Raw genomic sequence first — 23054 nt, forward strand, 5'->3', positions numbered from 1 at the left:
GTGACACCGGTCCCTGGCGCTGCAACGCGGTCAGTGAAACGCCGGTGGGCATTCGACCCTGACCAGCTAAAACATCGGATCAAGGGGGAGCGGGGCGCGTGTTGCGCCTACGTTGCACTTCTGTGTTGCAGTGGCGGCTTTCGGTATGGGCTGACGGCGGAACACGGTCCCGTAGCTTCTTCCTCGCCGTGCTGTCCTTCGACTGGGCCGTCCTGCGGTAGCGCGACGCGGGTCCGGTTGCTGTCAGCGGGGGAGTTGGGCGTGGATGGTTTTGCCGCCGGGGCCGGGGGTGATGGTGAGGTGGTGGGTGAGGCGGCGGATCATGTGCCAGCCGAATCCGCCGCTGCCGCCGCCAGGTCGGGGGTGCGCTCGCGGGGGTGTGCCGGGCTGGGGTCGCTGACTGCGCCACCTGCTCCGCGTGCTCCCGGCCGCCGTGCGCTCCTGCTGCGGCTCCTGCGCACCGATCCGTACCGGATCTGGCAGTCCCGCGAGATCGCCGAGGGCATTTCCTGTTCGAACATCAGAAGCTTGTGGACGCAACTCCGCGACTGGACCAAGGAGGGCATCCTGCACAAAGTAGCGCGCAACACCTACGAACTGGCACCGGACTGGGTCTGTGCGAATCCATCCGCCGGTGCGGTTTGACGGGAGCCGGAACGGCTTAACTACGCGGCATTGCCGACTACCCCGAACGGTTCGATTCACTGGCCCACGCCCGCGAATGGTTCGACGCCTTCATCGCGTACTGCAACCACGAACACCGGCACTCGGGCATCGGCTGGCACACACCCGCCAGCGTCCACTTCGGGACCGCCGACGAGGTCCGCGACCAGCGGGCCATCACCCTCGCCGAGGCATACACCCGCCACCCCGAACGCTTCGGCCGCCGCCCCCGACCACCCGCAATACCCCAAACGGCCTGGATCAACGACCCGGCCAAGCGCCGCGAACCCGCACCACAAACCTCATAGCGTCACGACCGTCTCACTGGACTTGAAACCTTCCGGCCTCCCGGCCAGCACCGACCGCGACGCCCTCACCGCGCTCGGTACGCGGACGGCCCCCTCACCGCCGACGCCCTCGCGCTCGCCGACGATCACCTGTGGCTCTTCTCCGGTGGCTGGCAGGGCTGTTCCTGCTGGCTCAACGCATCCTCCGTCGGCGTTCGGTGATCACGACGCACCCGAGTCTGTCAGCGCCGGTCCCAGGGCCGCAGAGCTTCCACCGAGCCCGGCGCCGCCGACTGCAACACCACTTCCCGCACTGAAACGCTGCCGGGTGCGTTTCTTCTTGAGGGACGAAAAACCCCTGTTCAGGGTCTCGGAGCTGCGACAGACCGCCGAGAGTGACCATGCCGACCTCGAAGAACTGGCCACATCCGTGCTGCTCGACTGCGCGGTCCCTCCAGAAGAAACGCACCCTCCGTCGGTGCGTACCGACGGAACTTTTATCCAAGACAGGGCCGCGGAAGTCGGCGACTGTTGAGGCATGCGCAGCTACGAAGCGGGGTTCGCCCCCTTGGATCTCGACGCCGATCACGGCTGGGAGGTCGCCCGCCCCCTCGGCGGCCTGTCCCTCGGCGGCGTCCGGATGGCAGGGTTCCGCGACCGTATCGCGGTCGGGCTGGACAAGCGGCCGCTTCCTCAGCCTGCTGTGGTCGTCGTCATTGGGCTCGGGGACGACCCGTTCACGGTTGAGGGCGCGACCGGGCAGCAGCGGCTTCGGAGCTTCGTTGCCGCGTTGTCGCCTGGTCCGGCACGGATCCGTGGCGAGCGCGTCGAGTGCGTCGAAATGCGCTTGTCGCCCCCGGCCGCCTTTGCCCTGTTGGGCGTCTCCCCACGGGAGCTGGATCGGTCCGTCATCAGCCTCGAAGCCCTGTGGGGGCGGCACGAGTGGCGCCTGCGCGAGCAACTGACCGAGGCCACGACGTGGCAGGAACGCCTCAGGCTGATGGACGAGTTCCTCCTCGGGCGGGCTGCGCGGGCGCCGTCCGTTGCACCTGAGGTCGCGGCCGCCTGGGACCACATCGTGGCCCGTCGTGGCCGGGTACGGGTCGGTGAACTCGCCGCATCCTGCGGATGGAGCCGCAAGCGGCTGTGGTCCAGGTTCAGCACGCAGATCGGCCTCACCCCCAAGCGCGCCGCCATGCTGGTCCGCTTCGACCATGCCGCCCGGGCACTCCTCGCGGGTGAGAACGTCGCCGACGTCGCCCTGGCGAGCGGATACGTCGACCAACCCCACCTCCATCGTGACGTGCTGGCCTTCGCCGGGTGCACGCCAGGTGCCCTGGCCTCCCGGACGACGTCCGGTTAGCGCGTGGGAACACCGAGGCGACCGGCCACTCGCGCGGTCACCCACGCCGGTTCGTACCTGCCCATCACGCGACAGAAGGAAGACACCTGTGACGACCACCGATGCCCAAGCAGCAGACGCCCGCGGTCTGATCGTCCGGCTCGCCTTCGGCAGCATGGCCGCGCAAACCCTACGTGCGGCAGTGCGGTTGAGGGTGATCGAGCTGATCGGCGACACACCGCGTCGAGCCGATGAAGTCGCCGCCGATGCCGGAGCCGAGTCCCCGCCCATGAACCGGCTGCTGCGTGCCCTGTCCAGCCTCGGCCTCCTGAGGGAACACACCCCCGGCCTCTTCTCGGTAACTCCCGCGGGCTCGCTCCTCGACCCCCGCCGCCCCGGCTCGCTCACGTCCTTTGTGCGGGTGTTCACCGACCCGGTGGCGATACGCGCCTGGGAGCACCTGGACGGCAGCATCCGCACCGGCGACGTCGCATTCGATGCGGTCTTCGGCACGGACTTCTTCAGCCACCTGGCCCAACACCCCGAACTTTCCGCGGCGTTCAACGTGGCGATGAGCCAAGCCAGCGCAGGAACCGCCGCCGCACTGCCGTACGCCTTCGACTTCGGCCGGTTCACCTCGGTCACGGACGTCGGAGGCGGAGACGGAACCCTCCTGGCAGGTGTGCTCGACGCGCATCCGAGTCTCGCAGGTGTCGTCTACGACACGGCGGAGGGTCTGGCCGAGGCGCCGAAGACGCTCCAGCAGCACGGCCTCACGGACCGCTGCTCTCCAATTGCCGGGGACTTCTTCCGTTCGGTCCCCGAGGGCTCGGACCTCTACCTGATGAAGAGCGTCCTGCACGACTGGTCGGACGAACAGGCGGTCACGATCCTGAGCCACTGCCGCGAGGCGCTGCCGCCCGGCGGTCGGATCCTGATCGTGGAGCCCGTGCTTCCCGAAGTCGTCGACGTACACGCCGAAGCCCACGCCGCCGCCGGTGAAGTCACCTATCTGAGCGACCTCAACATGCTGGTGAACATGGGCGGCCGAGAGCGCACCCGCAGGGATTTCGAGGAAGTGTGCCACCGCGCGGGTGTGTCCCTCGCCTCGGTGACCCCGCTCGCGGAGGCCGCACCGTTCTCCCTCATCGAAGCCGTTGCCGGCTGACCGTGGAGTGTGTTCCGCGGGAACGCGGGCCGGGTAATAGGGCGGCGGGGGAGCCTCCCCGGTATCGACGTGGAGGCGTACACCTTGCCGTGTCGCGCCCATGCTGGCGATATGCGTAAAGGTGCTGCGGCTGCGGGGAGTTCGGCGTTCATGGCGCTTGCGCCCGGGACGGTTGCCGGGCTGGTGCCGTGGTGGCTGACGGGCTGGCACGCCTGTAACTGGGCTTTGGTGGTACGGGTGTTCGGCGGTGCGGCGCTTGTGGTGGGCGCGGTGGTGCTGGTCCACGCTTTCGTGCGGTTCGTCGTCGAGGGGTTGGGGTCGCCGCAGCCGCCGAGGCACTCTCCCGTAAAGCGGCCATCGCCGCGGGGGAGGCGCGTGACGCTGCCAGGTCGGCTGCGACGCACGCCAACAACGCCGCCAAGTCCGCTGACGAAGCGGCGGAGCATGCAGGTGACTCCGCTACTGCGGCCGCGAAGTCCACGCAGCACGCCAACGCCGCTACGACATCGGCGAACGTGGCCTCCGCAGCTCAACTCCTCGGCCTCCACCTCACGGGCCAGGGTGTAGACGCCTTGCGCCTTCACCCCTCAGCGGCAAGCGGAAGAACCCGCCCAAGCACATCGCGCAGAAGCTGGAGAACGAGGTCCGCGCAAGCGCGAAGCCCCGGCTCCAGAAGAAGGTCATCCAGGAAGTCAAGAACTCCCCGGTACGGATGTCGGCCCGCGCGAAGATCTGATACACCAACTCGAAATCCGGCAGGAAGACACCCGACGGGCGAATGCGGAACATCGCTGAAACCCTCCCGCCCGCCTACGCCACTCCACTCTGGCAGGCACTCGAAGACGGAGACGAACAAGAGGCAATGCGCATCATCCGCGAATACCTCCAGACCGAGTACATCCAAGAAGGCGGAGGAAACAACGCCTTCACGGAAATCAACTTCACAGACATCGACCGAATGGATTTCAACATCTGAGTAGGCGCGAATAGGGCGGGTCCCCGGAATCATGTGTGAGCCAAAGCACGATAGATGTCACAAAGGCAGGCTTGTTGTCACCAGATCCTCGGCGTGGTGTCCCACAAATCCCGGGTTCGACCTCCCCCTGTGCCCCGTGATCCCTAAGCTGTCCGAGCTACCGATGGCGGATGGCGGATGGCGGGGGACTGCGATGGCTCGTGTGGTGGGCATAGACCTGGGAACGGCCAACTCCGTTGTTGCTGTACTGGAGGAGGGCAGGCCCCGCGTCGTCACCAACGTCGAAGGCTCCCGGGCCACTCCGTCCGTCGTCGCGTTCACAGCGGAGGGCGAGGTGCTCGTCGGTGAGGCAGCCCGGCGCCAGACGGTCACCAATGCGGGTCGAACCGTGCGCGCGGTCCGACGGCGCACGGGCACCGACTGGGCGATCCGTATCGACGGGGAGTCGTATACGGCGCAGCGGATCACGGTCCTCCTGCTGCGGAAGCTCAAGCGGGACGCCGAGGCGTCCGTGGGCGAAGAGCTCACCGATGCGGTAATCACCGTCCCGGCGTCCTTCGGCGAGGCACAGCGGGAGGAGACCCGGGAGGCCGGCCGGCTCGCCGGGTTCAACGTCCTGCGTGTGGTCAGCGAGTCGTCCCTCGCGGGCCTGGGCCATGCCGTGGGCAACGGCGGGCGCGACCAGACGGTGCTGGTGGTCCGGTGTGGAGCCGGTTCCTTCGACGCGTCCCTGCTGGAGATCGACGGGGCGGGCGGAGTCATCGGTGCCGTGGTCAAGGCCGTCTGCGGCGACGACAACCTGGGCGGGGACGACTGGGACCGAGCCGTGGCCGACGAGTTGGCGGCACGGTTCAACAGCCTGCACGGCATCGACCTCACCCGCGACGAAACGGCGGCGGCGCGGCTGCGCGAGGCTGCCGAGCAGGCGAGGATCGACCTCTCCTCGGCCTCGGAGAGCACGGTCGAGCTGGCCTACGCCGCCGTTACGGCCGAAGGCCCGGTGCACCTGCACGAACGTCTGACCCGGGACCGGTTAGGGCAGTTGATGCGTGGCCCCCTGAAGCGGTGCGAGGTGCTGCTCCGCGGGTTGCTCAAGGACTCCGGCCTGGCCCTCGGCGACATCGACCAGGTCGTCCTCATCGGTGGCGCGACGCGGATGCCCGCCTTCGTGGACCTGCTGCGTGAGCTGACCGGAGGCAAGGAACCGACCCGCAGCGCGGACGCCGACGGACTCGCCGCGGCCGGTGCGGTGCTCCAGGCGGGCCTGCTCAAGGGGGTCAGGAGGGACATCCTCCTGGCCGACGCCGTCGCCCTGGACCTCGGCGTCGAGACGCAGCGAGGTGTCATGACGCCGATGGTCCGGCGGTCCCACCAGCTCGGGACGCGGCGCGACGAGATGTTCACGCTGACCGGCAAGATACCCGCCGACGGCCGGCCCCCCGTCATCCGGCTCTGGCAGGGCATGAATCCCGTGGCCGCGGAGAACAAACAACTGGGCGTCATCGAGTTGGCCGGTCTGCGGACCGCCGGGGGCCGGGTGCCGCAGATCAAAGTGACCTGCGAGGCCGACCACAACGGAATCGCCCACGCCACCGCGAAGGACGTGGCTTCCGGGCAGGAATGGCGAATGGTCCGGGGTAGTTCCGTGCCGCCGGGCGCGCGGGTCCTCGCGCTCGCCGTCGAACCGCACGAGAGCGCGCCCCGCGGCCGACTCTGGAGTCCTGGCACGGTGCCCGTGTCGCAAGAGGTCCGCGCGACGGCCGAACGGGAGAAGCTCGGCAACCACCGGGGAGGCTATGGCGCGGCCGGGTCCAGGCTCGGCGACCGGGTGGGTCTGGCCTTCTTCACCATCTTCTGTTTGCTCCTGGCCGTGCTCGGGATCGGCCCCGGGGGCACGCTCCTGACCATCATCAGCGTGCCTGGAGCGTTGGCGTTCGGGTGGTGGTTCGTATCCCTGCAGCGGCAGGCCGCGCGGTACACCTCGCGGTACGCGCAGCTTCACATGTTCGAGCACGGGCTGATCATCGTCAACAAGGCGGGGAAGGCCGCCGCCCACGGCTGGGACACCATCACCGTGTACCAGTCGAACGTCGCCCACTACGTCGAAGGCAGGTACATCAGGACGACGCACGATTATCCGCTGACCCGTACCGACGGCTCGGAACTACTGCCCTCGGACGCCGTCACCCACGCGAAGGAATGGGGCCCCGCCGTCCAGCAGGCTGTGACCGAAGCGAAGTTGCCCGGGGAGCTCGCCGCGATCCGTCGGGGCGAGACCCTGGAATTCGCCGGGATCAAGCTGAGCCGGGAAGCCGTGGAGGCGCGCGGCAGGGCCGTGCCCTGGAGCCGGATCGAGCGGGTCACGCTGGTGAACGGAAGCGTCGGGTTCCACGTCAGGGACGAAAAGGGGCTGCTGATCAGCACGCCGGTGGGCGGAATCCCGGACTTCTTCGTCTTCCATGAGATCGCCAAACGACTACAGGCGCCGAACCGGTACCCGGGCCAGGGCTGTTTCAAAGTCTGTTGATCAAGTGCGTGTGCTGGTCACGGCGGGGTGACGATGCTCGGGTGGCCCGCTACGAACGCAACGAAGCTCCCGTTGTGGAGCGATGACCTTGCCAAGTCGTCGCCCAGAACCGGAGCTTCGATGTGTCGTCAGTCTGCCACCGTCTGCCTCGTGAAGTCCGTGCCGCCGAAGGCGGTATCGGGGCTGAACCTGGCGGACCGGCTGGTCAGGCTGCCGGATCCGCGACATCGCCGAGGCCGACGCCACTCGTTCGTGAGCGTGTTGCTGATCGCCGCATCTGCTGTGGTGGCGGGGGCTCGCTCATACGCGGCGATCGGCCAGTGGGCGCGGAATGCTCCACAGGATGCCCTGGCCCGGCTCGGCGCACGCCTGCTGACTTCGCTGAACGTGCGGCTCGCGCCGAGCGCGGCGACGATCCGGCGCATCATCGCCGCTGTCTGCCCTGGCGGTCTGGCCGACCTGACGGGTTGCGATCCGGCCGGGGCGGAGTCGGTGGCCGCGGACGGCAAGAGCGCCCGCGGCTCCCGCCGCAACGCCACGTCGGCCGCGCACCTGCTCGCGGCCATGACCGGTGACGGCCGCACCGTCACGCAGTTGCGCGTCCCCGACAAGACGAACGAAATCACTTGCTTTGGCGCCCTGTTGGCGCCGTTCGACCTGAGCGGCGTGGTGGTGACGGCCGATGCCCTGCACACCCAGCGCGACCACGCGACGTTCCTGGTCGAGACCAGGAAGGCCCACTACGCGTTCACCGTGAAAAGGAACCAGCCCACCCTCTACGAGCGCCTTCGCGCCCTGCCCTGGCAGCAGGCCACCGCGAAGTTCTACGACCGCACCCAGGGACACGGCCGCAAGGAAACACGTGTGGTCCAGGCCCTGACCGTCGACGACCTCGACTTCCCGCACGCCGCCCAGGTCGCGAAGATCACCCGGCACCGCACCAACATCCGGACCAGGAAGCAGACCCGCGAGAGTGTCTACGTCATCACCGATCTGACCAGCAAGGAAGCGTCACCGGAGAGAATCGCGAGGCTCATCCGGTCCCACTGGGTGATTGAAAACCGGCTCCACTACGTCCGCGACACCACCTTCGCTGAAGACGCCTCCAAGATCCACACCGGGCATGGCCCGGAGAACATGGCCACCCTGCGCAGCCTCGCCATCAACACCCTCCGCCAGGCCGGCCACTCCAACATCGCCGCCGGACTGCGCGACATGTCCTACGAGCCCTTCACTCGCCCCCTCGACGCCCTCGGAATCACGCCATGACCAGCAACTACACCAAGCTCAAAGGACTTTGAAACAGCCCTGGTACCCGGGCACCACCAGCTCCTGACCCACGGTTCTCTCAGGCACTTTCGATCTTCGCTATTGGTGACAGAAAGGCTGCCGAATGAGCATCTGTGACAAACCGGCTGCCTCATTGGTGACAACCAGCCTGCTTCGACCGGTCTCATGCGCCAGCTCATCCGGCTCTGCCGGTGACAACTACTGAGCTTCGGCTCAATGTGGTCGGGTAGCCGGATCACGTTGCCGTGACCCGGCCCCCTCAGAACCGGACGTGCGACTTTCACCGCATCCGGCTCAAGCAAGCCCCATGGGTTTCGCAGGTCAGCAGGGTTATGTGGTCCTTTCGCTGTCGCCAGCGTGATGCTGGCGGTGGCATTCGGAGTGCACGAGGCGAAGGTTGGTCCGCTCGTCCGTGCCGCCGTCTCGCCGGTAGGTGAAGTGATGCTTGTGGAGCATCTTCTTCGAGGCCGCGAACCAGTTGATCCACTCGCGTGGACTGTCCGGTTCGTACTCGGCTCCGGCGATCAGCGCCTGCTTGCAGAGAGGACAGAGCCCCTGCTGCCGGACCGCCAGGAGAAGACTCGTCTTGTCCATCGGCGGTGGCGCTTTCCTGCGGCGGCGGTTCCGCCAGTACTCGGTCAGAGCGGGGTCGTCCGGGGACGCTCCGCCCTTGACGAGCTGGTGGCGGACGATGCCGGTCCAGGCGAACTTGATGAGGAAGGCGCCGCTGTTGCGGTCGCCGAACACCCACCGGTCTCGCCGGGACGGGTGGAACCTGCCGAAGTACCGGTCCACGACCCAGTGACTCGACTTGTTGCGGTGACGCCGTCTGGCCCATTTGAAGGTCAGCCGCCACATGTAGTGATCCAGCGACGAGAACGTCGTCGTGGATGCCACCGCCCGGTAGTAGGCCGCCCAACCGCGAACGATCGGGATCAGCCTGCGCAACACGGCCTCGGCATTGGACCCGTGCAGGGTCTTCACCTCGGTTCGTAGTCGCGCCCGGAGCCTCGCGCAGGCTGCTGTGCTCGGCTTGATGATCAGCTTTCCGCCCGTGCGGCGGACGGTGAAACCGAGGAAGTCGAATCCCTTATCGAGGTGGACGACCTGGGTCTTCTCCTCGTTGAAGCGAAGCCCCCTCGGCTCCAGCCAGTCCTCCAGCCGGGCCCTGACCTGGTGCACCTGTTCTTCGTCGTGACAGAGCACGACGAAGTCATCGGCATACCTCACCAGCACCGGAGTGCCCGGCATCGCGCCGGGCTCACGCCCGGCCCGCACCGTGTATTGGCACCCTGCGGCCTGTTCCAGTCCGTGCAGAGCAACGTTCAGCAACAGCGGGCTGATCACACCGCCTTGAGGAGTCCCCTCCTCGGTCGGTGCAAACCGGCCGCGGTCGATCACGCCCGCCTTCAGCCATCCCACGATCAGATCCCTGGCGGGGAACTGGCCGAGCATGGTCATGAGGTGGGTGTGGTCGATGCGGTCGAACGCCGCCGACAGGTCCGCGTCCAGGACCCACAGACGCTTCGGGTTCTTGCCCTTCACCGTCCAGAAGATCGCGGATATCGCGTCCTGGCAGCTGCGGCCGGGCCGGAAGCCGTAAGACCTCGGCTCGAACCGCGCTTCCCACTCGGGTTCCAGCGCGTTCTTCACGCGGGCCTGGAGGACCCGGTCACGGATGACCGGGATGCCGAGCGGTCGCTGTTTCCCGTTGCTCTTCGGGATGAACACTCGCTTGACCGGCCTGGCCTTCCAGGGCTTCGACGACCGATGGATCTCGGCAGCCAAGGTGCCTCTCGCCTTCGGCGTGAGGGCCCGTTCCCCGTCGATGCCAGCGGTCATGCGACCACTGCTCTGCTGCGTCACCCGCTTCACGCTGATCAACGTGTTGCTGCGGCTTCGCAGCATGAGCTTCTGCAAGTTGCGGACCTTCTTCAGGTCCCCGTCCTGCGTCGCCTTGAAGATCCTCTGCCTCAGCCGCCGTACGTTCTCCTCGCAGGTGGCCCAGTCGATGCCGTGCCAGTCGAGTAAATCGTCCTCGGGTCCGTTCACCGCAGGCGAGAACGTCACGACAGGTGTCGTGATCTTCATGTTCGCCTCCGGTGTCTAACTTGTCCCTCGGTTCCGGCTTCCTTGCAGTGGTGACTTCAAAGGCTCACCTGATCCACGTGGGCGCCCTTTCGGGCCGGGCCACCAGGGCCCGTATCCGGCGAGTTATACGAGAGCGGGTGAAGGTCCCGATCTCCCGGTTTCCTCTGGCCTTTCGGCCCGCCGGCCTTCGCTTCTTGGATCTTCCTTCTCCCACCGGGGAGTTCAGCCTTCCTTACGGTTGGCCTACCAAGCCGGGTGGCTTGGACCCCGTCGGGGTTTCCACGTTCCGCACCAGTAAGACGCGGCTGGGGTGGGCGCCCCCTCTACCCCGGAACCAGCGGTGTCCTCCCTCCGAGCTCAGTTACCCGGAGGTCGCTTGGTGCCTTCCAGCACCGGGTCCTGTGACCGCCGCCAACACGCCATCGACGCGGTCTTAAAATCACGAGGCATCATCGAGGGTTCACTTTCGTTCGCCCGTCCAGCCTTCCCCTCACCTGTTGCACCCCGATGGCCGGGACGCTCTCGGGCTTGAACGCTCCGCTTCACACCCCGCCGTTACCAGCGACGCATGGGAGCGCGGGGACGGGCCCTGGACACTGGCCCGAAGTCCAGCCTCCTCAACTTCCCTTCATACGACTGTCCTTACTTACCTGGTGCGACCTCGTGTCGCACACTGAGCGCTTCATTTGGCCAGTGAGCGTTTGGCTTGGCCGCTTGAGTGTTGCTCGCCTTTGTGGTCCGTTGAGCCGGGACACGACAGGTGGAACCTGGCCAGGCATGTGGGAACTACTGGCTAGAGATATGTCGCAGTCCGGACAAGGTCGGCGACGGCTCTGGACCGGCTGTGCGATGGCCAGGCGATCACGGTGGTGACTGTCGGCGCGTCCAGCACGGGCACGGCGGCGAGGTCACCGTGCAGTTGAGCTCGGCACGACTCCGGTGAGACCGCGCAAGCACGGCCGAGCGCGACGAGCTGCAACAACTGTGCGTGGTCACGGACCTGCGGGCCGGGGCCGGGCGGGTAGGTGCCGTCGGGATCGGGCCAGCGTGGCAGGGGCAGGCCCGGCAGCCCGGTGATGTCGGCCATGTGCACATGGGCCCGGACGGTGAGCGGATGCCCGGCCGGCAGGACCGCAACCTGGCCCTCCGCGCTGAGCTCTTCGGTGTGGAACCCGGCCGTCGAGTCGAACGGCCGGTGCAGCAGCGCGACATCGGCCCGGCCCTCGCGCAGGAGTCGTGCCTGCTCGGCCGGGCCGCACAGGATGACCTCGACGGGGACCGCGCCGGGTTCGGCAGCGTACGCGCCGAGCAGCTTCGCCAGCAGTTCGCTGGACGCGCTGGCCTTCGTGACCAGGACCAGGCCGGGACGGCCGGTCACGGAAAGGGCGGCACGGCGGGTCCGTCGCTCCGCAGCGTCGACCGCCTCGAGAGCCACCCGGCCCTCGACCAACAGCACCGAGCCGGCCTCGGTCAGCGTGACAGTGCGGCTGGTCCGATCAAACAACACTGCCCCGAGCCGGCGTTCGAGCTGCTGAATCGCCCGTGACAAAGGCGGCTGCGCGATCCCGAGCCGCTGCGCGGCACGCCCGAAGTGCAGCTCTTCAGCGACAGCGACGAAGTATCGCAGTTCCCGGGTCTCCATACGGCCACGCTACTTCAGATCCATACTCTGAAGGTATCGCTGCCCACCCAATCGGTGTTGGACCCCCGCCGGGGCCCGAGGGCAGCATGGTCCCTATGACTGAACGAACGATTGCGCTGGTCACCGGCGCGAACAAGGGAATCGGCTACGAGATCGCCGCGGGCCTGGGCGCCCTCGGCTGGAGCGTCGGCGTCGGCGCCCGCGACGATCAGCGCCGTAAGGCCGCAGTGGAGAGACTGCGGGCAGCTGGCGTCGACGCGTTCGGCGTACCACTGGACGTGACCGACGACGCGAGCGCGACCGCCGCCGCACGGCTGATCGAGGCACAGGCCGGGCGCCTCGACGTGCTCGTCAACAACGCCGGCATCACCGGCGGCATGCCGCAGGAGCCCACCCGGGTCGATCCCGCCACCATCCGGACGGTCGTGGAGACCAACGTGATCGGCGTCATCCGCGTCACCAACGCGATGATGCCGCTGCTGCACCGCTCCGCCTCACCGCGGATCGTGAACATGTCCAGCAGTGTCGGCTCCCTCACCCGGCAGTCAGGAACCGCTGCTGAGCAGACGACGGGTCCGGTGGCTGTGGCGTACGCGCCGTCGAAAACGTTCCTGAACGCTGTCACCCTCCAGTACGCCCGGGAGCTGAACGGCACGAACATCCTGATCAACGCCGGCTGCCCCGGCTACGTCGCGACCGACCTCAACGGCTTCCGCGGCGTGCGCACCCCCGAACAGGGCGCGGCGATCGCCATCAAACTCGCGACCCTGCCCGACGACGGCCCCACCGGCCAGTTCTTCGACGACACCGGCGTAGTGCCCTGGTGATGTGCACGGCAGTCATCAGCCGCCGGATGAGGCGGCTTCACCCGCGCGTCTCGAACAGGTCCATCGACACTGGTTCCCGCATGAATGGCAATTCACCGCAGGTTCCAAGAAGCCTGGCCATTTGGTTCCAACCAGCGTGTCCCGCGAGGCTCGAACCGCCAGGTCACCACACCCATACGGTTCCAACTAGCGCGTCCCGGCACATCCGTCGAATGGATGGGGTGCACCTCGTGAGTGCGCCCTTCCCGTCGACCCCGGGCGGCGCCACGCTGGGAGGGTGACCAGGAAGCCGCCCCGCTACTGCGCGGAGTGCCGCAGTCTGTTGCCCCGGGACGCGGGGCCGAACCGCCGGTACTGCAACACCGTGTGCCGGTCGAAGCACTGGCGACGGGCACACCGACAGGCCACGGTCTACGCCCTGGCGGTGCACCAAAGCCTGGAGACCCTCGGCATGGCCGCGGTCAACTTGTACACCCACAGCCGATGCCCGATGTGTATGCGGCACGTCCCGGTGCGCAAGCGGTCCGACTCGGTGTACTGCTCGAAGCGATGCCGTACACGGGCCTGGAGGGCGAGGAAGCGGCTCGCCACAGCAGGGGGTGACGCTTCCGAACGGCCGTGACGGCATGCGTCACCGTGAGGCGCCTGCGCGTCACGATGGATCACGTCGTGAGGGACTGAGGCATGGGGCGCTCAACTGGCCAAATGAAGCGCTCAGTCACAAATCAATCCCGGGGCCCGCCCTATGCGCGTGCTCCCGCCCAGAACTCTCCGCGGGGAGGACGGGCGACCGAGCCCCCCCGCAACCACCTGATCGAGGTTGCCCTGCAACTTGCCTTTCAACTTGCCTCCAGCCCTCGCAGAGCGGCACCGAAACCGCAGCTCAGCGGGCTCGCAAGGGGGGCTCAGCACGCCGACTACTTCCCTACAGAGGGGTCTGGAGAAGTTGGGCCCGTACCGACGTCCACCGCGGTCCCCACCCGGTACAGCTCATCGCCGACAGGACCTTGCGGAGGGCAGAGCCTGCGCCCTTCCCGGGCGCGGCTGGCCAGGGCGCCTCGGGGGGCGCTCTACAAGGCGCCTCAACCTTCCTCGACGAAGGGAGGAACCTGCTGGTCACCCGCTGGAACAAGGGGTCTTCCCGGCACCGACTACTTCTCTACGGCACCCTCTGGCGGTTCGGTGAAGTCGACCCGAGGTTCCCGTCGACCTTGGTCCCCGGTCACGTCCTGGCGCTCGACGTCGTCCCGGAGCTGCACCTCGCTCGGCTCCTCCAACGGGCAGCGGATACGCCGATCTGCCCACCGGCAGGCGGGTCGCACCCTAGGTCGCGGCCTAGGGCGTACCTGATGGGTCATGTCGTTCCCTCGCTGGAGGGTTGGCTCGCTCAGCGGGAAGCCCTTGTTCTGGGACGTCAGCCAAACGTCAGTGCCGCGTGAGCGAAGTGCCGCACAATCGTGCCCATGAACAAGATCAAATCCGCGTTGGTCGCGGTCGCAGTCCTTGCCAGTGTGGGCGTCATGGCCGCACCGGCCCATGCGAGTGAGTGCAAGCGCGGCGGTGGCATCTACATTTGCGAGTACGGGGTCACCACCGCGAAGCTGAGCGATGGCAGGCGGCAGGAATTCATCATCGGCCTGGACCGGGCGGTGTGGACGCGCTGGCCCAACTCGTCCGGGAGTTGGGGCCCATGGATATCCATGGGCGGACTGGCGCAAAGCAAAGTCTTTCTCCAATACGACCTGCCCGCCTACGACTTCATCATCCACGTCGTAGGCAACGACGGAGCGCGCTGGTACCGCGGCCACGACCGGAACGGGAACTGGACCAACTGGGATCACCTCGGCGCCACCCCGTAACGACCTCGGGGGCAATGGAGCGTGGATCAGCGCGCGGCGTCATGCGGCTTCGCGTCCAAGGCGGAGGAGGGAGGCGACGCGGAGCGTCGTCGACCGACGACAACGCCGGAGGCGGAGTCGCATGACGCCGGGAGCCCCCGCGCCGTCGCCCCCGAGGTCGTAAGCCCGGCGCTGCTCTCTCGGCCCGCGGTTCAGCGGGTCGAGAGGCTCAAGGCGCAGGGTTCCGTGACCCATCGGACACACCGCACTCAAGGGCCAACCACCGGCCGGCCGCGTCCCCAACCTCACGGGTCAGTACACCTAGGTCGCACCCTGAGTCGCGCTCCAGGTCGCGCCCTAAGTCGCGCCCTGGGTCGCATCGGGCTGAGTCTTCGGAACGTATGAAACACCAGGTCAGCGCCGTGATTTAGCGGAGTATCGAGCGCCGACTACTTCCCTGCAGAGGTGTCTGGCGAAGTCGGACCCGATGCCGGCGCCCGCTGCGGCATGACGAGCTGGGCCCCTGAGCCCTCCCGCCGGATGGCCAGATGCGCCGTACCGACGCGGTGGAGGGGCAGCGCCCGGCCCCGGCCCGCCGCTACCGTGGGCACGACGGGCCGGATGGCCAGATGCGCCGTACCGACGCGGTGGAGGGGCAGCGCCCGGCCCCGGCCCGCCGCTACCGTGGGCACGACGCCACACACCGCCAGGAGCCCACCATGAGCGACCACGAGCAGCAGCCGGCACCCGACCGCCAGCCGGTCACCGCGAAGGGCGCAGACGCGCTCCGTGCCTACGCCGCCCGCCAGCAGTCCAACGCGAACGAGCTCGCGGCCTTCCTTGAGGACGTCGCCACCAACGGCCTGCCCGCCCCGGAGACCACCACCCCGTGGGAAGTGGTCCGCGACCGACGCCTTGCCGAACTCGCCAGCCAGCGCGGCCACGTCGCCTGATGGCCAAGCACGGCGCCCGACGCGCCAAAGTCGGCTTCACTGACGCCGCGATCGTCCAGATCAACAAGCTCTCCGAAACCGAAGTCCACGCCCTCGACCGCGCCCTGGCCGCGCTCTCCGTCGACCCGACGATGGGCCAGGAGATCCCCGGATCGGATCCTGAGCTGTGGCGATACGACGACGAGCTCGAAGACGTCACCGTCATCTACTACGTGACAGCTCTGAGATCCGTCATCGTGGTCGCGTACGTAGAGGCGTAACCCACCTAGGAAGGCCCCCAGGAGCCCCTACAGGGCCACTGGGGGCCTTCCTGCTGTCCCACGCGGGCGGGCAGGGTCCGAACGGCCGCTCTACGCGCCGTCCAGGAGCTCCGTCGACGAACCAGCACGTCCCACCGACGAAGAGATTCGGACAGACCTACTGGTCAAGGGCCAAAACGGGCCCCCTTGACCAGTGATGCGATTTGCCGACAGACCGCGGTTAAGGGGGTCTGTGATAGTGCAACGCGCACTGCAACACAGAGCCGCAACGCGCCCCTGAGCTGCGCAGGCGACCTACGATCCCGAGTGCCGGGCCGTGCGTTGCACCGCGGCAGGACGAGGCACCGCCGGGCGACGGACTCCCGCCGGCGCTCCCGTACGCCCTGGCGGCAGGCCGCCGTGAAGAGGAGCCTGTGACCTGTGACAGCGAAGATGGGCGGCTTGCCACCGAAGTTGGACCAACAGCTTTGAAGATCCGCCAACTTGAAGTCGCTGGTCGGAGGGCTTCCGTGCTGTCCGTTCGGGGTGCTCGCGCTGGTCGCGGGCGGCAGGCTGAGCTGTAGATCGTTTGTCACCGGTGGACCTCGATGTTCGTGAGGACGAGCAGGGCGCGTAGGAGGTGGGTGGCGCGGGCGGGGTCGGTGCGGAGCTTGGTGAGCGTGCGCCAGTTCTTGAGGTGGGCGAAGCCGTGTTCGACGGGGGCGCGTCCGGCGGCCAGGACCCGGTTGGCCTCCTTCTGGCCGCTGTTGAGCTTGCGGGCGCGGGTGGCTTTGAAGCCGGTGACGACCACGGGGTCGTCCGGATCGTCGTCCAGTCCGAGGAAGCCGAGGTCGGCCAGGGCGCCGAGGCCGGCGGTGCGGAGGTGGGCCAGGAGGTGGTCGCGGCGGGCGGCGGTGATGTCGTGGGTGCGGCCGGGCCGGGCGGCCGAGATCCAGATCAGGCGGCCCTTCTCGTCGGTGAGGGCGAGGAAGTGTAGGCCGTGGCGGTGGTGTTTGCCAGAGTAGTTCGGGCGGTTCGCCCTCCCGGTGCGTCGCTGGGTGGGGATGAGGGTGCCGTCGACCAGGACGACCTCGCCGCCCCGCTTCGCGATCTTCTTCAGGGCGCGGTCCAGGCGCGGGGCCTGCCCGGCGAGCAGGCCGATCAGCTCGTCGCGCCAGCGCCGGATGGTGGTGGCGGAGAGGTCGTTGCCTCCGGCCATGTCCGCGAGACGCTGATCGTGCCGGAGCACGGCAAGGACGATCACCGCGATCTTGCCGGGCGTTCGGGCCCGCCAACGGGAACGTATCGCCTTCAGATGGCGCCTGAGCAGGTCGGCGAGGTGGTTGACGGTCCGTGTGGACAGCGACAGGCGGCACTGGTAGACAAGGGAAACGGTGCTCTCGGCGTGCTCTTTGTTTTTGCTCACACAATCTCAACGGCCGCCGGGGGCATCGCAGTTACGGCCTGGCTGCGGGGCCAGGGTCGGCCGGCATCACGGCGGGTCACGGGCGGACGCTGAACTTCCCGTCGGGGCGTTTGTGCAGCCAGCCGCGGTCGGACAGTTTCCTCAGCTTCCCGCGCAGCGGCTCCAGCTTGCCCTTCACCGTGACCTCCACTCCCAGCTCCTCGCCGACGTGGCGGACCGTGACCGGGCCTGCGGCTGTGCGTACGACGGTCAGGATGCGCTGGTACTCCGGCGGCAGCGCCGCCTCCTGAAGGCCCGGCTCACGGCCGGGGATCATCCACACTGTCCGGCCGCCCACCTGGGCGGATACGGGTGCGGCCGCAGCATGCTCCTGGGTGATCCGCTCGCTCAGCCGTTCCAGGACCCGTAGCGCGACGGCGAGTTCGTCCCGCTCGGCTCGTACCTCCTGAAGCTGCTTGACCAGCTGTTCTTCGAGCACGTCCAGCTCCGCGCGGCGCGCGGCGATCCGTTCCAGCGTTTCGGGATCCACCATGGCCCGGATCGTAGAAGGCGCACCGGTAGCGGCGGGCAGGAACCGGCGAAACCGCCCTGCCAGACGATCTACAGCTCAGACTGCCGCCCGCGACCAGCGCGAGCACCCCGAACGGACAGCACGGAAGCCCTCCGACCAGCGACTTCAAGTTGGCGGATCTTCTTTTTATGTCACTGAAGATGGGCCACTACGTAGTTGGTGCCAGTGAAGTTAGGTCGACGTCGACTCGCGATGCGCGGTCGCGGAGCTCCCATCGCCAGCGGAGTGCCCTCTGCCGGCATGTGTTCGAGCACCACTTGCGAGTGGAGCTCAACCTCAGGTGGGTCATTGAGGTTCCGCAGGACCGGCATTCCTGTCGCTCCGATCGCCTGGAGATTTCCTGGTCGAAGCAGTGGTCCGAGCACCAGGGGTTGGGTCTGAGGGGCTGATAGCTCTGTTTGCAGCCCCGGCAGGCAGGCAGTTCCGGCACCGGCCTGCACTCGCCGGAGTTGACCATCTGCGCTCGGGCCCGAAGTTCTGAGCTCCAGCGGGTAGCTCTCTGCCGACATGGATTCGAGCACCAGACGCGGCCGACGACCGGCTTGCGGTGAGCCATCGATATGCTGCAAGCCGACCTCATCGGCATGGTCGCCCAGGCTGATGTCGCCCGGGCCCTGCCCGACCCCCAGGTCGGTGACCTTCTCGAAGCGCTCTCCTGCGACTGACCTTCCCCCATAGCCGTTCCGGCCCTGTGCTGCCGCACGTTTCAGCAGGCTTGGGCCGGGACACTGTTTTTTGGGCAGTGCGGCGTTCCCGGCCGATGGCCTGCTGGCCATGACGGCGAGGACGGGCCGGCCCGCTGGCAGGCGTCCATTTCCACGTCCCGGGAGGGGAAGCGATGAGTTCGGGGATCTGGCGTCAAGTCCTGGCCGCCCTCTCCGGTGAGGGCTACGACGACGCAGACCGGGAACGGCTGCTGGCCCTGGGTGCCGCCGAGTTGGCCCACGCTCGCAGCAGCACCGGCGAGCCCGTCACCACGGAAGGTATTCGGCGCATCGCCTTCGAGGAGTTCTCGCTCCTGATCGACGACTCCCAGGCCCGTGCCGCGCTGCGCGAGCGACGCGGCGTCCGGGGGTGACCGAACCGGCGCTGAGCCGTTAGCCCGGCATCACCTTGCGGCACGTGCCGGGGATCGAGGGCCCCGAGGAATCGGCCCGCTCACTCGATTTCGAGCCGAACTACACGGCCCTGGCCGCACAGTGGGTTGCGGCCGGACGTGTGGTCCCCGGCCAGCGTGACCACCAATGGACACACCTGGCCGGCCCCGCCCCGTGGCCGGGCCGATAGACCGGCGTGGTGCGATGGCACCCCTCGCCCCCGCGCACGCCGTGGCCAGCAGCCTCGGACGTCTGCCCGGCCACACCGAGGCTGCCGGACCCGGCCGGTCGATGCCTGTGCCCCACCAGTCCGGCCAACCCACCCGGACGGCGCGGGAGTGGCCATGGCCCGGCAAACCGGGGGTCACCGAGACAGCACCCCAGCTCTTCCCGTTCAGCGGCACGGGCGTGAGGAGACCTCGGAGGAGCGCGCGGACCGGATGTGGGCCGACCTCGTGCAAGAGCTGCGGGTGGCCCAGACCGGCGTGCAGATCCTCTTCGGTTTCCTGCTCATCGCCGTGTTCCAGCCGGCGTTCACGCTGGTGGCCTCCTGGGTCCTGTCGGGGTGCGGGAGGCCACCAGCGTGCTTACGCGCCGCGGTTAATACATGGGGTCCATGCCCTGGCCGCCCATGCCGCCCTCCTGCTGCTTGCTCTCCTCCTGCAGACGGCGGGCCTTGTCCGTCAGCCGCTTGCGCTCCTCGGGGTCGGTGGCACGCTCCGCCGCGTCCGTCAGTTCCTGCGCCTTGGCACGCATCTGCTGGGCACGCCCGCCGGATTCGCCTGCAACACTCATGATCACTCCTGGAAGTGTGGGGAGAGGACCCGGCCAGCGAATCAGTGCCAGGGTGCTCGCGCATCTTGAACGGTCACCCACCGCTATTCCGGCAGCTTCAGTGTGCCGGAGCGGACTGAGCTGTTCGAGAATGTCTGAGTGTGCGTGGGCCGGGCAGGAGAATGGGATGGCTGACCTTTCGCAGTTGCTGCAGCAGAGCATGCGCCGCCGTCATCTGACCGCTCAGGCACTCGCCGAGCGCACGGGAATCCGTACTCCACGCATCCGGGTTTTCGCCCAGGACGGGGCGCATGGCCCCGTCCACCCCACGGAAGCAGAGCTGGCCGAACTCGCCGTGGCCCTGGTACTGCCTCTGCCCGATGTCCTCGACGCCGCCGGTACTGCTGCCGGCGCGCTGTCCTGACGTCCGTTTGGGGAGGCCCCGCCGTGGCCGCGCTAGCAGTCCTGCTTCCTGCTGTTTTCCTCGGCGTCATTCTTGCCCTGGGCCGTTACGAAGAACGCCTTTTCACCCCACGGCCCGCCGCGCAGCACCGCCGCTCGCCCACACACCGCCGCCACGCCCGCCGGTGAACACAGCAGCCCGCAGCGGTCCTTCCAGCTGCCCTGAGATCCGTGCCCGGCTCACGGGCCCCACACTTCGGCGGTCTCGAAATACGCGAGTGGCGCCAACCCGAAGCGCTCTGCGGCAACGGCCAGACAGACCGAGTACGGCGTGGTGGTCTGCTCCGGCACCGGCGGTTAGGTACCTGCTCGCGCACGGCGAGAAGAACGCCGCCCTGGGCGAGGACGTCCGCAATATGTGGCGCGCGGACGCCGCGCGGGTCAACCTCCCGGACGAAGACTTCTCGATCTTCGACTCGCACATCGCGTCGAACTCGGCATCGTGCCCCTCACCGCGTCCCGCAAGGTCCCGCCCGGCCTGGGCTTCTGGATCTACGACGACCGCCAGGTCGTCACCCGAGACCTGGCACGCGGAACTCTGGCTCGACCGACGCCGACACCCTCGCCCTCTACCTGCGGACCTGGAAGACACTCCAGGAATCCGCCGTGTACGGGGCCGACGCCCACAACGCCATCAACGCGGCCCGGCGCGCCCTGAACCCGCGCTGACGACCCGCCACCGCCTAGTCCGCCTCACGCCCGCAGGGGGGCGCGGCCCAAGGCCCCCGGGGTCTACACGCACTCCAGTGCGATGTCACGGTGTCCGGGCCCACGGCACCAAACTGGAGTGCGTGTAGACCCCGGGGGTGCGATGCCGCTGGCCCGGGCGATGAAACCGACGCTGGCGGGTGACACCTACGCCCTGCCGTTCGTTGATCTCACATGCCTGTACTGCCATCACCTGAAGAGATCAACGCCGCCCGCACAGAGAAGGGAGGCTGGAGGCGTGCCCAGCTTGCTGAATGGGGCGTCTCCTGGCCTCTGGTGCCAGGCTGGAAGGAAGCGCTGATCGCACGCTGGGAGGCCGCCCAGCAGGGCAACGAGCCCCCACGCCGCGCCCGTCGACGCCGCCCCCGGACACGCTCGACTTCGGCTGACCACACAGCGGCGGGGCCGGACAGGAACACGCTGCCGGCCCCGCTGCTCGTTCCGCCCGCTGCTCGTTCCCGTCGGTCCGGAGGTTCAGCGGCTGAGGCGGATGCGCGGCCCCCATACGAACTCGAGGTCGTCCAGCAGGATGATCTCCTGGTCCTTCTCCCACTGGCCGCGCAGGAGGAACGGGGCGCTCTCCATCCGCTCCACGATGACCAGGGTCTCGGGCTGTCCGATCAGCGCGTACCGGCCGCGCGAGGCGGGCCTGCTGCCCGGCCCGTGCGTGCGCAGCATCTCCTCCAGACGCGGGCGGTGCTGCTCCACGAACGCCTCCAGGCGCTCGATGTACCCCTCGCGTTCCTCGGCGGGCACCGTGCTCAGCGCGACGTCCAGGAACGTACCGTCCGGCCAATGGCGCTCGCCGGGCGCGGCCAGGGCCCACGGGAAGCGTTCCGCCGCCGCCAGGACGTCCTTCGCGTCCAGCACCGCGGCCGGGGCCGGGGCCGGCGGTTCCTCCGCCGGAGCCTTCTCCGGGGCGGGTGGGGCCGGTTGGCGGAGGTGGGTGAGGAGCATGGCGCTGGAGGCGGCGCGCCCGCGTTCGGCGCTGGCGGTGCGGTCGGCGATCTGCAGCAGGTAGCTGGCGACGTCGCAGACACCGGCGTGCCACCCGTCCTCGAACCGCTCCTCGCACCCGTGCGGGGCGCTGCTCTCGGAGATCCAGGTGTGGGCCCCGGCCACCGCCCCGGCCTCCAGCTGCGACACGAGCTGATCCGCCTGCTCGTCTCCGATCCCGGCAGCGGCCAGGGCCTGGAACACGGTCAACCGCGCGGCCGTGGCCTCGCTCTGGTGTTGGCTGATGCGGGCCAGCTCTTGCCCGTAGGCGTCCGCGTCGTGCTCCGGTAGCGCGCTCACACCGGGCGCAGCGGTGGCCAGCGGCGTGTCCAGCGCTTCCAGATGGGCAAGGAGGAGACGGGCCAGGGACCGGCCGTAGTCGCCGCCGCGCTGGTGCTGGGGGGTGCTGCCGTCGCCCCGGTCGCCGGGGTGAGCGAGGCGCCAGGGGTATACGACAGTGCGGTGGAAGAAGTCGGTGAGCACCTCGAACAGGTCGCTCGCTTCGGGCGCGGGTTCGTAACTGCCGACCACGGCTGCCGCGGCGCTCCCGATCTCGGCGGCGGTCTGCGAGAACGCGTCCAGCATGTGCCGAGCGGAGTTCGAGGGGGTGTCCTCGAAGGCCTCCACGATCCGGTACAGGCCCGTGGGGCCGTAGAGGTTGCCCCGATTCGCGCGGCGCACCTTCACCGCGGCCTCTTCGACCGAGTCGGCCACGGCCCGGGTGGTCACTTCCGAGGCTCCGGGGTGCTCCGGGACAGTGCACCGCGACAGGACCTCGTACAGCCCCCGCTGCTCGGGCGGCCGTACCCCGCCGGACGCGCGGTGCCCCTGCCCGCGCTCCTGCGGATCGCCGGCAGGCGTGTACCCACCTTCGAAGACCTGGTGGACCACCAGATTTCGGATCCGCTTCAGTTCCGTCATCCGCACCGCCGCCATGTGCAGCTCCGCAGAGTCCGCCGGGACCGCAGGATCGGGCTCATCGGTGGCGATCAGCTCGCCCAGCTGCTCGTACGTCAGGCCGGTGACCTCCCGGCGGACCTCCACCCGGATCTCGGCATCGCTGCGCGCGCTCGTCATGTGGGTCCTCTGATCGGTGCCGTCGGTCGTCACGCGGGGTCTCCTTGGCCGGTGCGGGTGCTGATGGTCTGCGGGGGAGTTGCAGTGGAGGTTTGGCAGC

Annotated in this window: 20 protein-coding genes and 3 pseudogenes; 16 read left to right on the top strand and 7 right to left on the bottom strand. The window is 68.3% G+C overall.

The window, feature by feature from the left end; translation table 11 throughout:
- Positions 1–255 precede the first annotated feature (255 nt).
- From ABCR94_RS39315 to ABCR94_RS34595, 4 genes are all read left to right on the top strand, one after another.
- A complete protein-coding gene (locus ABCR94_RS39315) occupies positions 256–645 on the top strand; it encodes a hypothetical protein (RefSeq protein WP_521978479.1) in 390 nt (129 codons plus the stop codon).
- A 29-nt stretch (positions 646–674) separates the two neighbouring features.
- Positions 675–971 (top strand): integrase core domain-containing protein, encoded by a 297-nt coding sequence (locus ABCR94_RS39320; RefSeq protein ID WP_521978490.1) that lies wholly within the window; start codon positions 675–677, stop codon positions 969–971.
- A 517-nt stretch (positions 972–1488) separates the two neighbouring features.
- Positions 1489–2313, top strand: a complete 825-nt coding sequence (locus ABCR94_RS34590) for a helix-turn-helix domain-containing protein (protein ID WP_347124952.1) — start codon at positions 1489–1491, stop codon at positions 2311–2313.
- Positions 2314–2401: 88 nt separating this feature from the next.
- Positions 2402–3460, top strand: coding sequence for a methyltransferase (locus tag ABCR94_RS34595; RefSeq protein ID WP_521978481.1), 1059 nt, complete (start codon positions 2402–2404; stop codon positions 3458–3460).
- 549 nt (positions 3461–4009) lie between these two features.
- Here ABCR94_RS34595 and ABCR94_RS34600 read toward each other — a convergent pair.
- On the bottom strand, positions 4010–4249 hold the full coding sequence (locus tag ABCR94_RS34600) for a hypothetical protein (RefSeq protein ID WP_347124954.1): 240 nt from the start codon (positions 4247–4249) through the stop codon (positions 4010–4012).
- On the opposite strand from ABCR94_RS34600, the gene ABCR94_RS34605 reads away from it, so the two are divergent.
- The 3 genes from ABCR94_RS34605 to ABCR94_RS34615 all read left to right on the top strand — a co-directional run bounded on the left by ABCR94_RS34605 (position 4239) and on the right by ABCR94_RS34615 (position 8232).
- Positions 4239–4436, top strand: a complete 198-nt coding sequence (locus tag ABCR94_RS34605) for a hypothetical protein (RefSeq protein ID WP_347124956.1) — start codon at positions 4239–4241, stop codon at positions 4434–4436. The genes ABCR94_RS34600 and ABCR94_RS34605 overlap by 11 nt on opposite strands.
- Before the next feature lie 193 nt (positions 4437–4629).
- Positions 4630–6963 (top strand): DUF6585 family protein, encoded by a 2334-nt coding sequence (locus ABCR94_RS34610; protein WP_347124958.1) that lies wholly within the window; start codon positions 4630–4632, stop codon positions 6961–6963.
- A 120-nt stretch (positions 6964–7083) separates the two neighbouring features.
- On the top strand, positions 7084–8232 hold the full coding sequence (locus ABCR94_RS34615; RefSeq protein ID WP_347124960.1) for an ISAs1 family transposase: 1149 nt from the start codon (positions 7084–7086) through the stop codon (positions 8230–8232).
- Between the two features lie 351 nt (positions 8233–8583).
- On the opposite strand, the gene ltrA is transcribed toward ABCR94_RS34615, so the two are convergent.
- Together ltrA and ABCR94_RS34625 are read right to left on the bottom strand one after the other, a co-directional pair.
- On the bottom strand, positions 8584–10344 hold the full coding sequence (ltrA, locus tag ABCR94_RS34620) for a group II intron reverse transcriptase/maturase (protein ID WP_347124351.1): 1761 nt from the start codon (positions 10342–10344) through the stop codon (positions 8584–8586).
- 793 nt (positions 10345–11137) lie between these two features.
- Positions 11138–11986, bottom strand: a complete 849-nt coding sequence (locus ABCR94_RS34625; RefSeq protein ID WP_347124961.1) for a LysR family transcriptional regulator — start codon at positions 11984–11986, stop codon at positions 11138–11140.
- A 95-nt stretch (positions 11987–12081) separates the two neighbouring features.
- Here ABCR94_RS34625 and ABCR94_RS34630 point away from each other — a divergent pair, with 95 nt between their 5' ends.
- From ABCR94_RS34630 to ABCR94_RS34645, 4 genes are all read left to right on the top strand, one after another.
- Positions 12082–12813, top strand: coding sequence for an SDR family NAD(P)-dependent oxidoreductase (locus tag ABCR94_RS34630; protein ID WP_347124962.1), 732 nt, complete (start codon positions 12082–12084; stop codon positions 12811–12813).
- 1463 nt (positions 12814–14276) lie between these two features.
- The gene (locus ABCR94_RS34635) at positions 14277–14672 is read left to right on the top strand and encodes a DUF8189 domain-containing protein (RefSeq protein WP_347124964.1); all 396 of its coding nucleotides are present in this window, start codon (positions 14277–14279) and stop codon (positions 14670–14672) included.
- Positions 14673–15199: 527 nt separating this feature from the next.
- Positions 15200–15604 (top strand): hypothetical protein, encoded by a 405-nt coding sequence (locus ABCR94_RS34640; protein ID WP_347124965.1) that lies wholly within the window; start codon positions 15200–15202, stop codon positions 15602–15604.
- Positions 15604–15864 (top strand): hypothetical protein, encoded by a 261-nt coding sequence (locus ABCR94_RS34645; protein WP_347124966.1) that lies wholly within the window; start codon positions 15604–15606, stop codon positions 15862–15864. The genes ABCR94_RS34640 and ABCR94_RS34645 overlap by 1 nt, the downstream gene beginning before the upstream one ends.
- Positions 15865–16435: 571 nt before the next feature.
- Here ABCR94_RS34645 and ABCR94_RS34650 read toward each other — a convergent pair.
- Both ABCR94_RS34650 and ABCR94_RS34655 read right to left on the bottom strand, forming a co-directional pair.
- Positions 16436–17269, bottom strand: a complete 834-nt coding sequence (locus ABCR94_RS34650) for a transposase family protein (protein ID WP_347117325.1) — start codon at positions 17267–17269, stop codon at positions 16436–16438.
- Between the two features lie 76 nt (positions 17270–17345).
- Positions 17346–17801, bottom strand: coding sequence for a hypothetical protein (locus ABCR94_RS34655; protein WP_347117326.1), 456 nt, complete (start codon positions 17799–17801; stop codon positions 17346–17348).
- Between the two features lie 614 nt (positions 17802–18415).
- On the opposite strand from ABCR94_RS34655, the pseudogene ABCR94_RS34660 reads away from it, so the two are divergent.
- The 3 genes and pseudogenes from ABCR94_RS34660 to ABCR94_RS34670 form a co-directional block, all read left to right on the top strand.
- Positions 18416–18505, top strand: a pseudogene (locus ABCR94_RS34660) (CBS domain-containing protein); the annotation flags it as partial.
- Positions 18506–18678: 173 nt separating this feature from the next.
- Positions 18679–18918, top strand: coding sequence for a hypothetical protein (locus tag ABCR94_RS34665; protein ID WP_347124967.1), 240 nt, complete (start codon positions 18679–18681; stop codon positions 18916–18918).
- A gap of 363 nt (positions 18919–19281) precedes the next feature.
- Positions 19282–19473: pseudogene (locus ABCR94_RS34670) on the top strand (DUF6328 family protein); the annotation flags it as partial.
- A 64-nt stretch (positions 19474–19537) separates the two neighbouring features.
- On the opposite strand, the gene ABCR94_RS34675 reads toward ABCR94_RS34670, so the two are convergent.
- The gene (locus ABCR94_RS34675) at positions 19538–19732 is read right to left on the bottom strand and encodes a DUF6381 family protein (RefSeq protein ID WP_347124969.1); all 195 of its coding nucleotides are present in this window, start codon (positions 19730–19732) and stop codon (positions 19538–19540) included.
- A gap of 166 nt (positions 19733–19898) precedes the next feature.
- On the opposite strand from ABCR94_RS34675, the gene ABCR94_RS34680 reads away from it, so the two are divergent.
- Positions 19899–20135 (top strand): XRE family transcriptional regulator, encoded by a 237-nt coding sequence (locus ABCR94_RS34680; protein WP_347124971.1) that lies wholly within the window; start codon positions 19899–19901, stop codon positions 20133–20135.
- A 465-nt stretch (positions 20136–20600) separates the two neighbouring features.
- Positions 20601–20842, top strand: a pseudogene (locus tag ABCR94_RS34690) (Scr1 family TA system antitoxin-like transcriptional regulator); the annotation flags it as partial.
- A 513-nt stretch (positions 20843–21355) separates the two neighbouring features.
- Here ABCR94_RS34690 and ABCR94_RS34695 read toward each other — a convergent pair.
- Positions 21356–22987: a hypothetical protein gene (locus ABCR94_RS34695; RefSeq protein WP_347124972.1), complete on the bottom strand. Its 1632-nt coding sequence runs from the start codon at positions 22985–22987 to the stop codon at positions 21356–21358.
- Positions 22988–23054: the final 67 nt, after the last annotated feature.

This window comes from Streptomyces changchenzhani (genome assembly GCF_039766235.1).
In the GTDB taxonomy this organism is placed as follows: Bacteria; Actinomycetota; Actinomycetes; order Streptomycetales; family Streptomycetaceae; genus Streptomyces.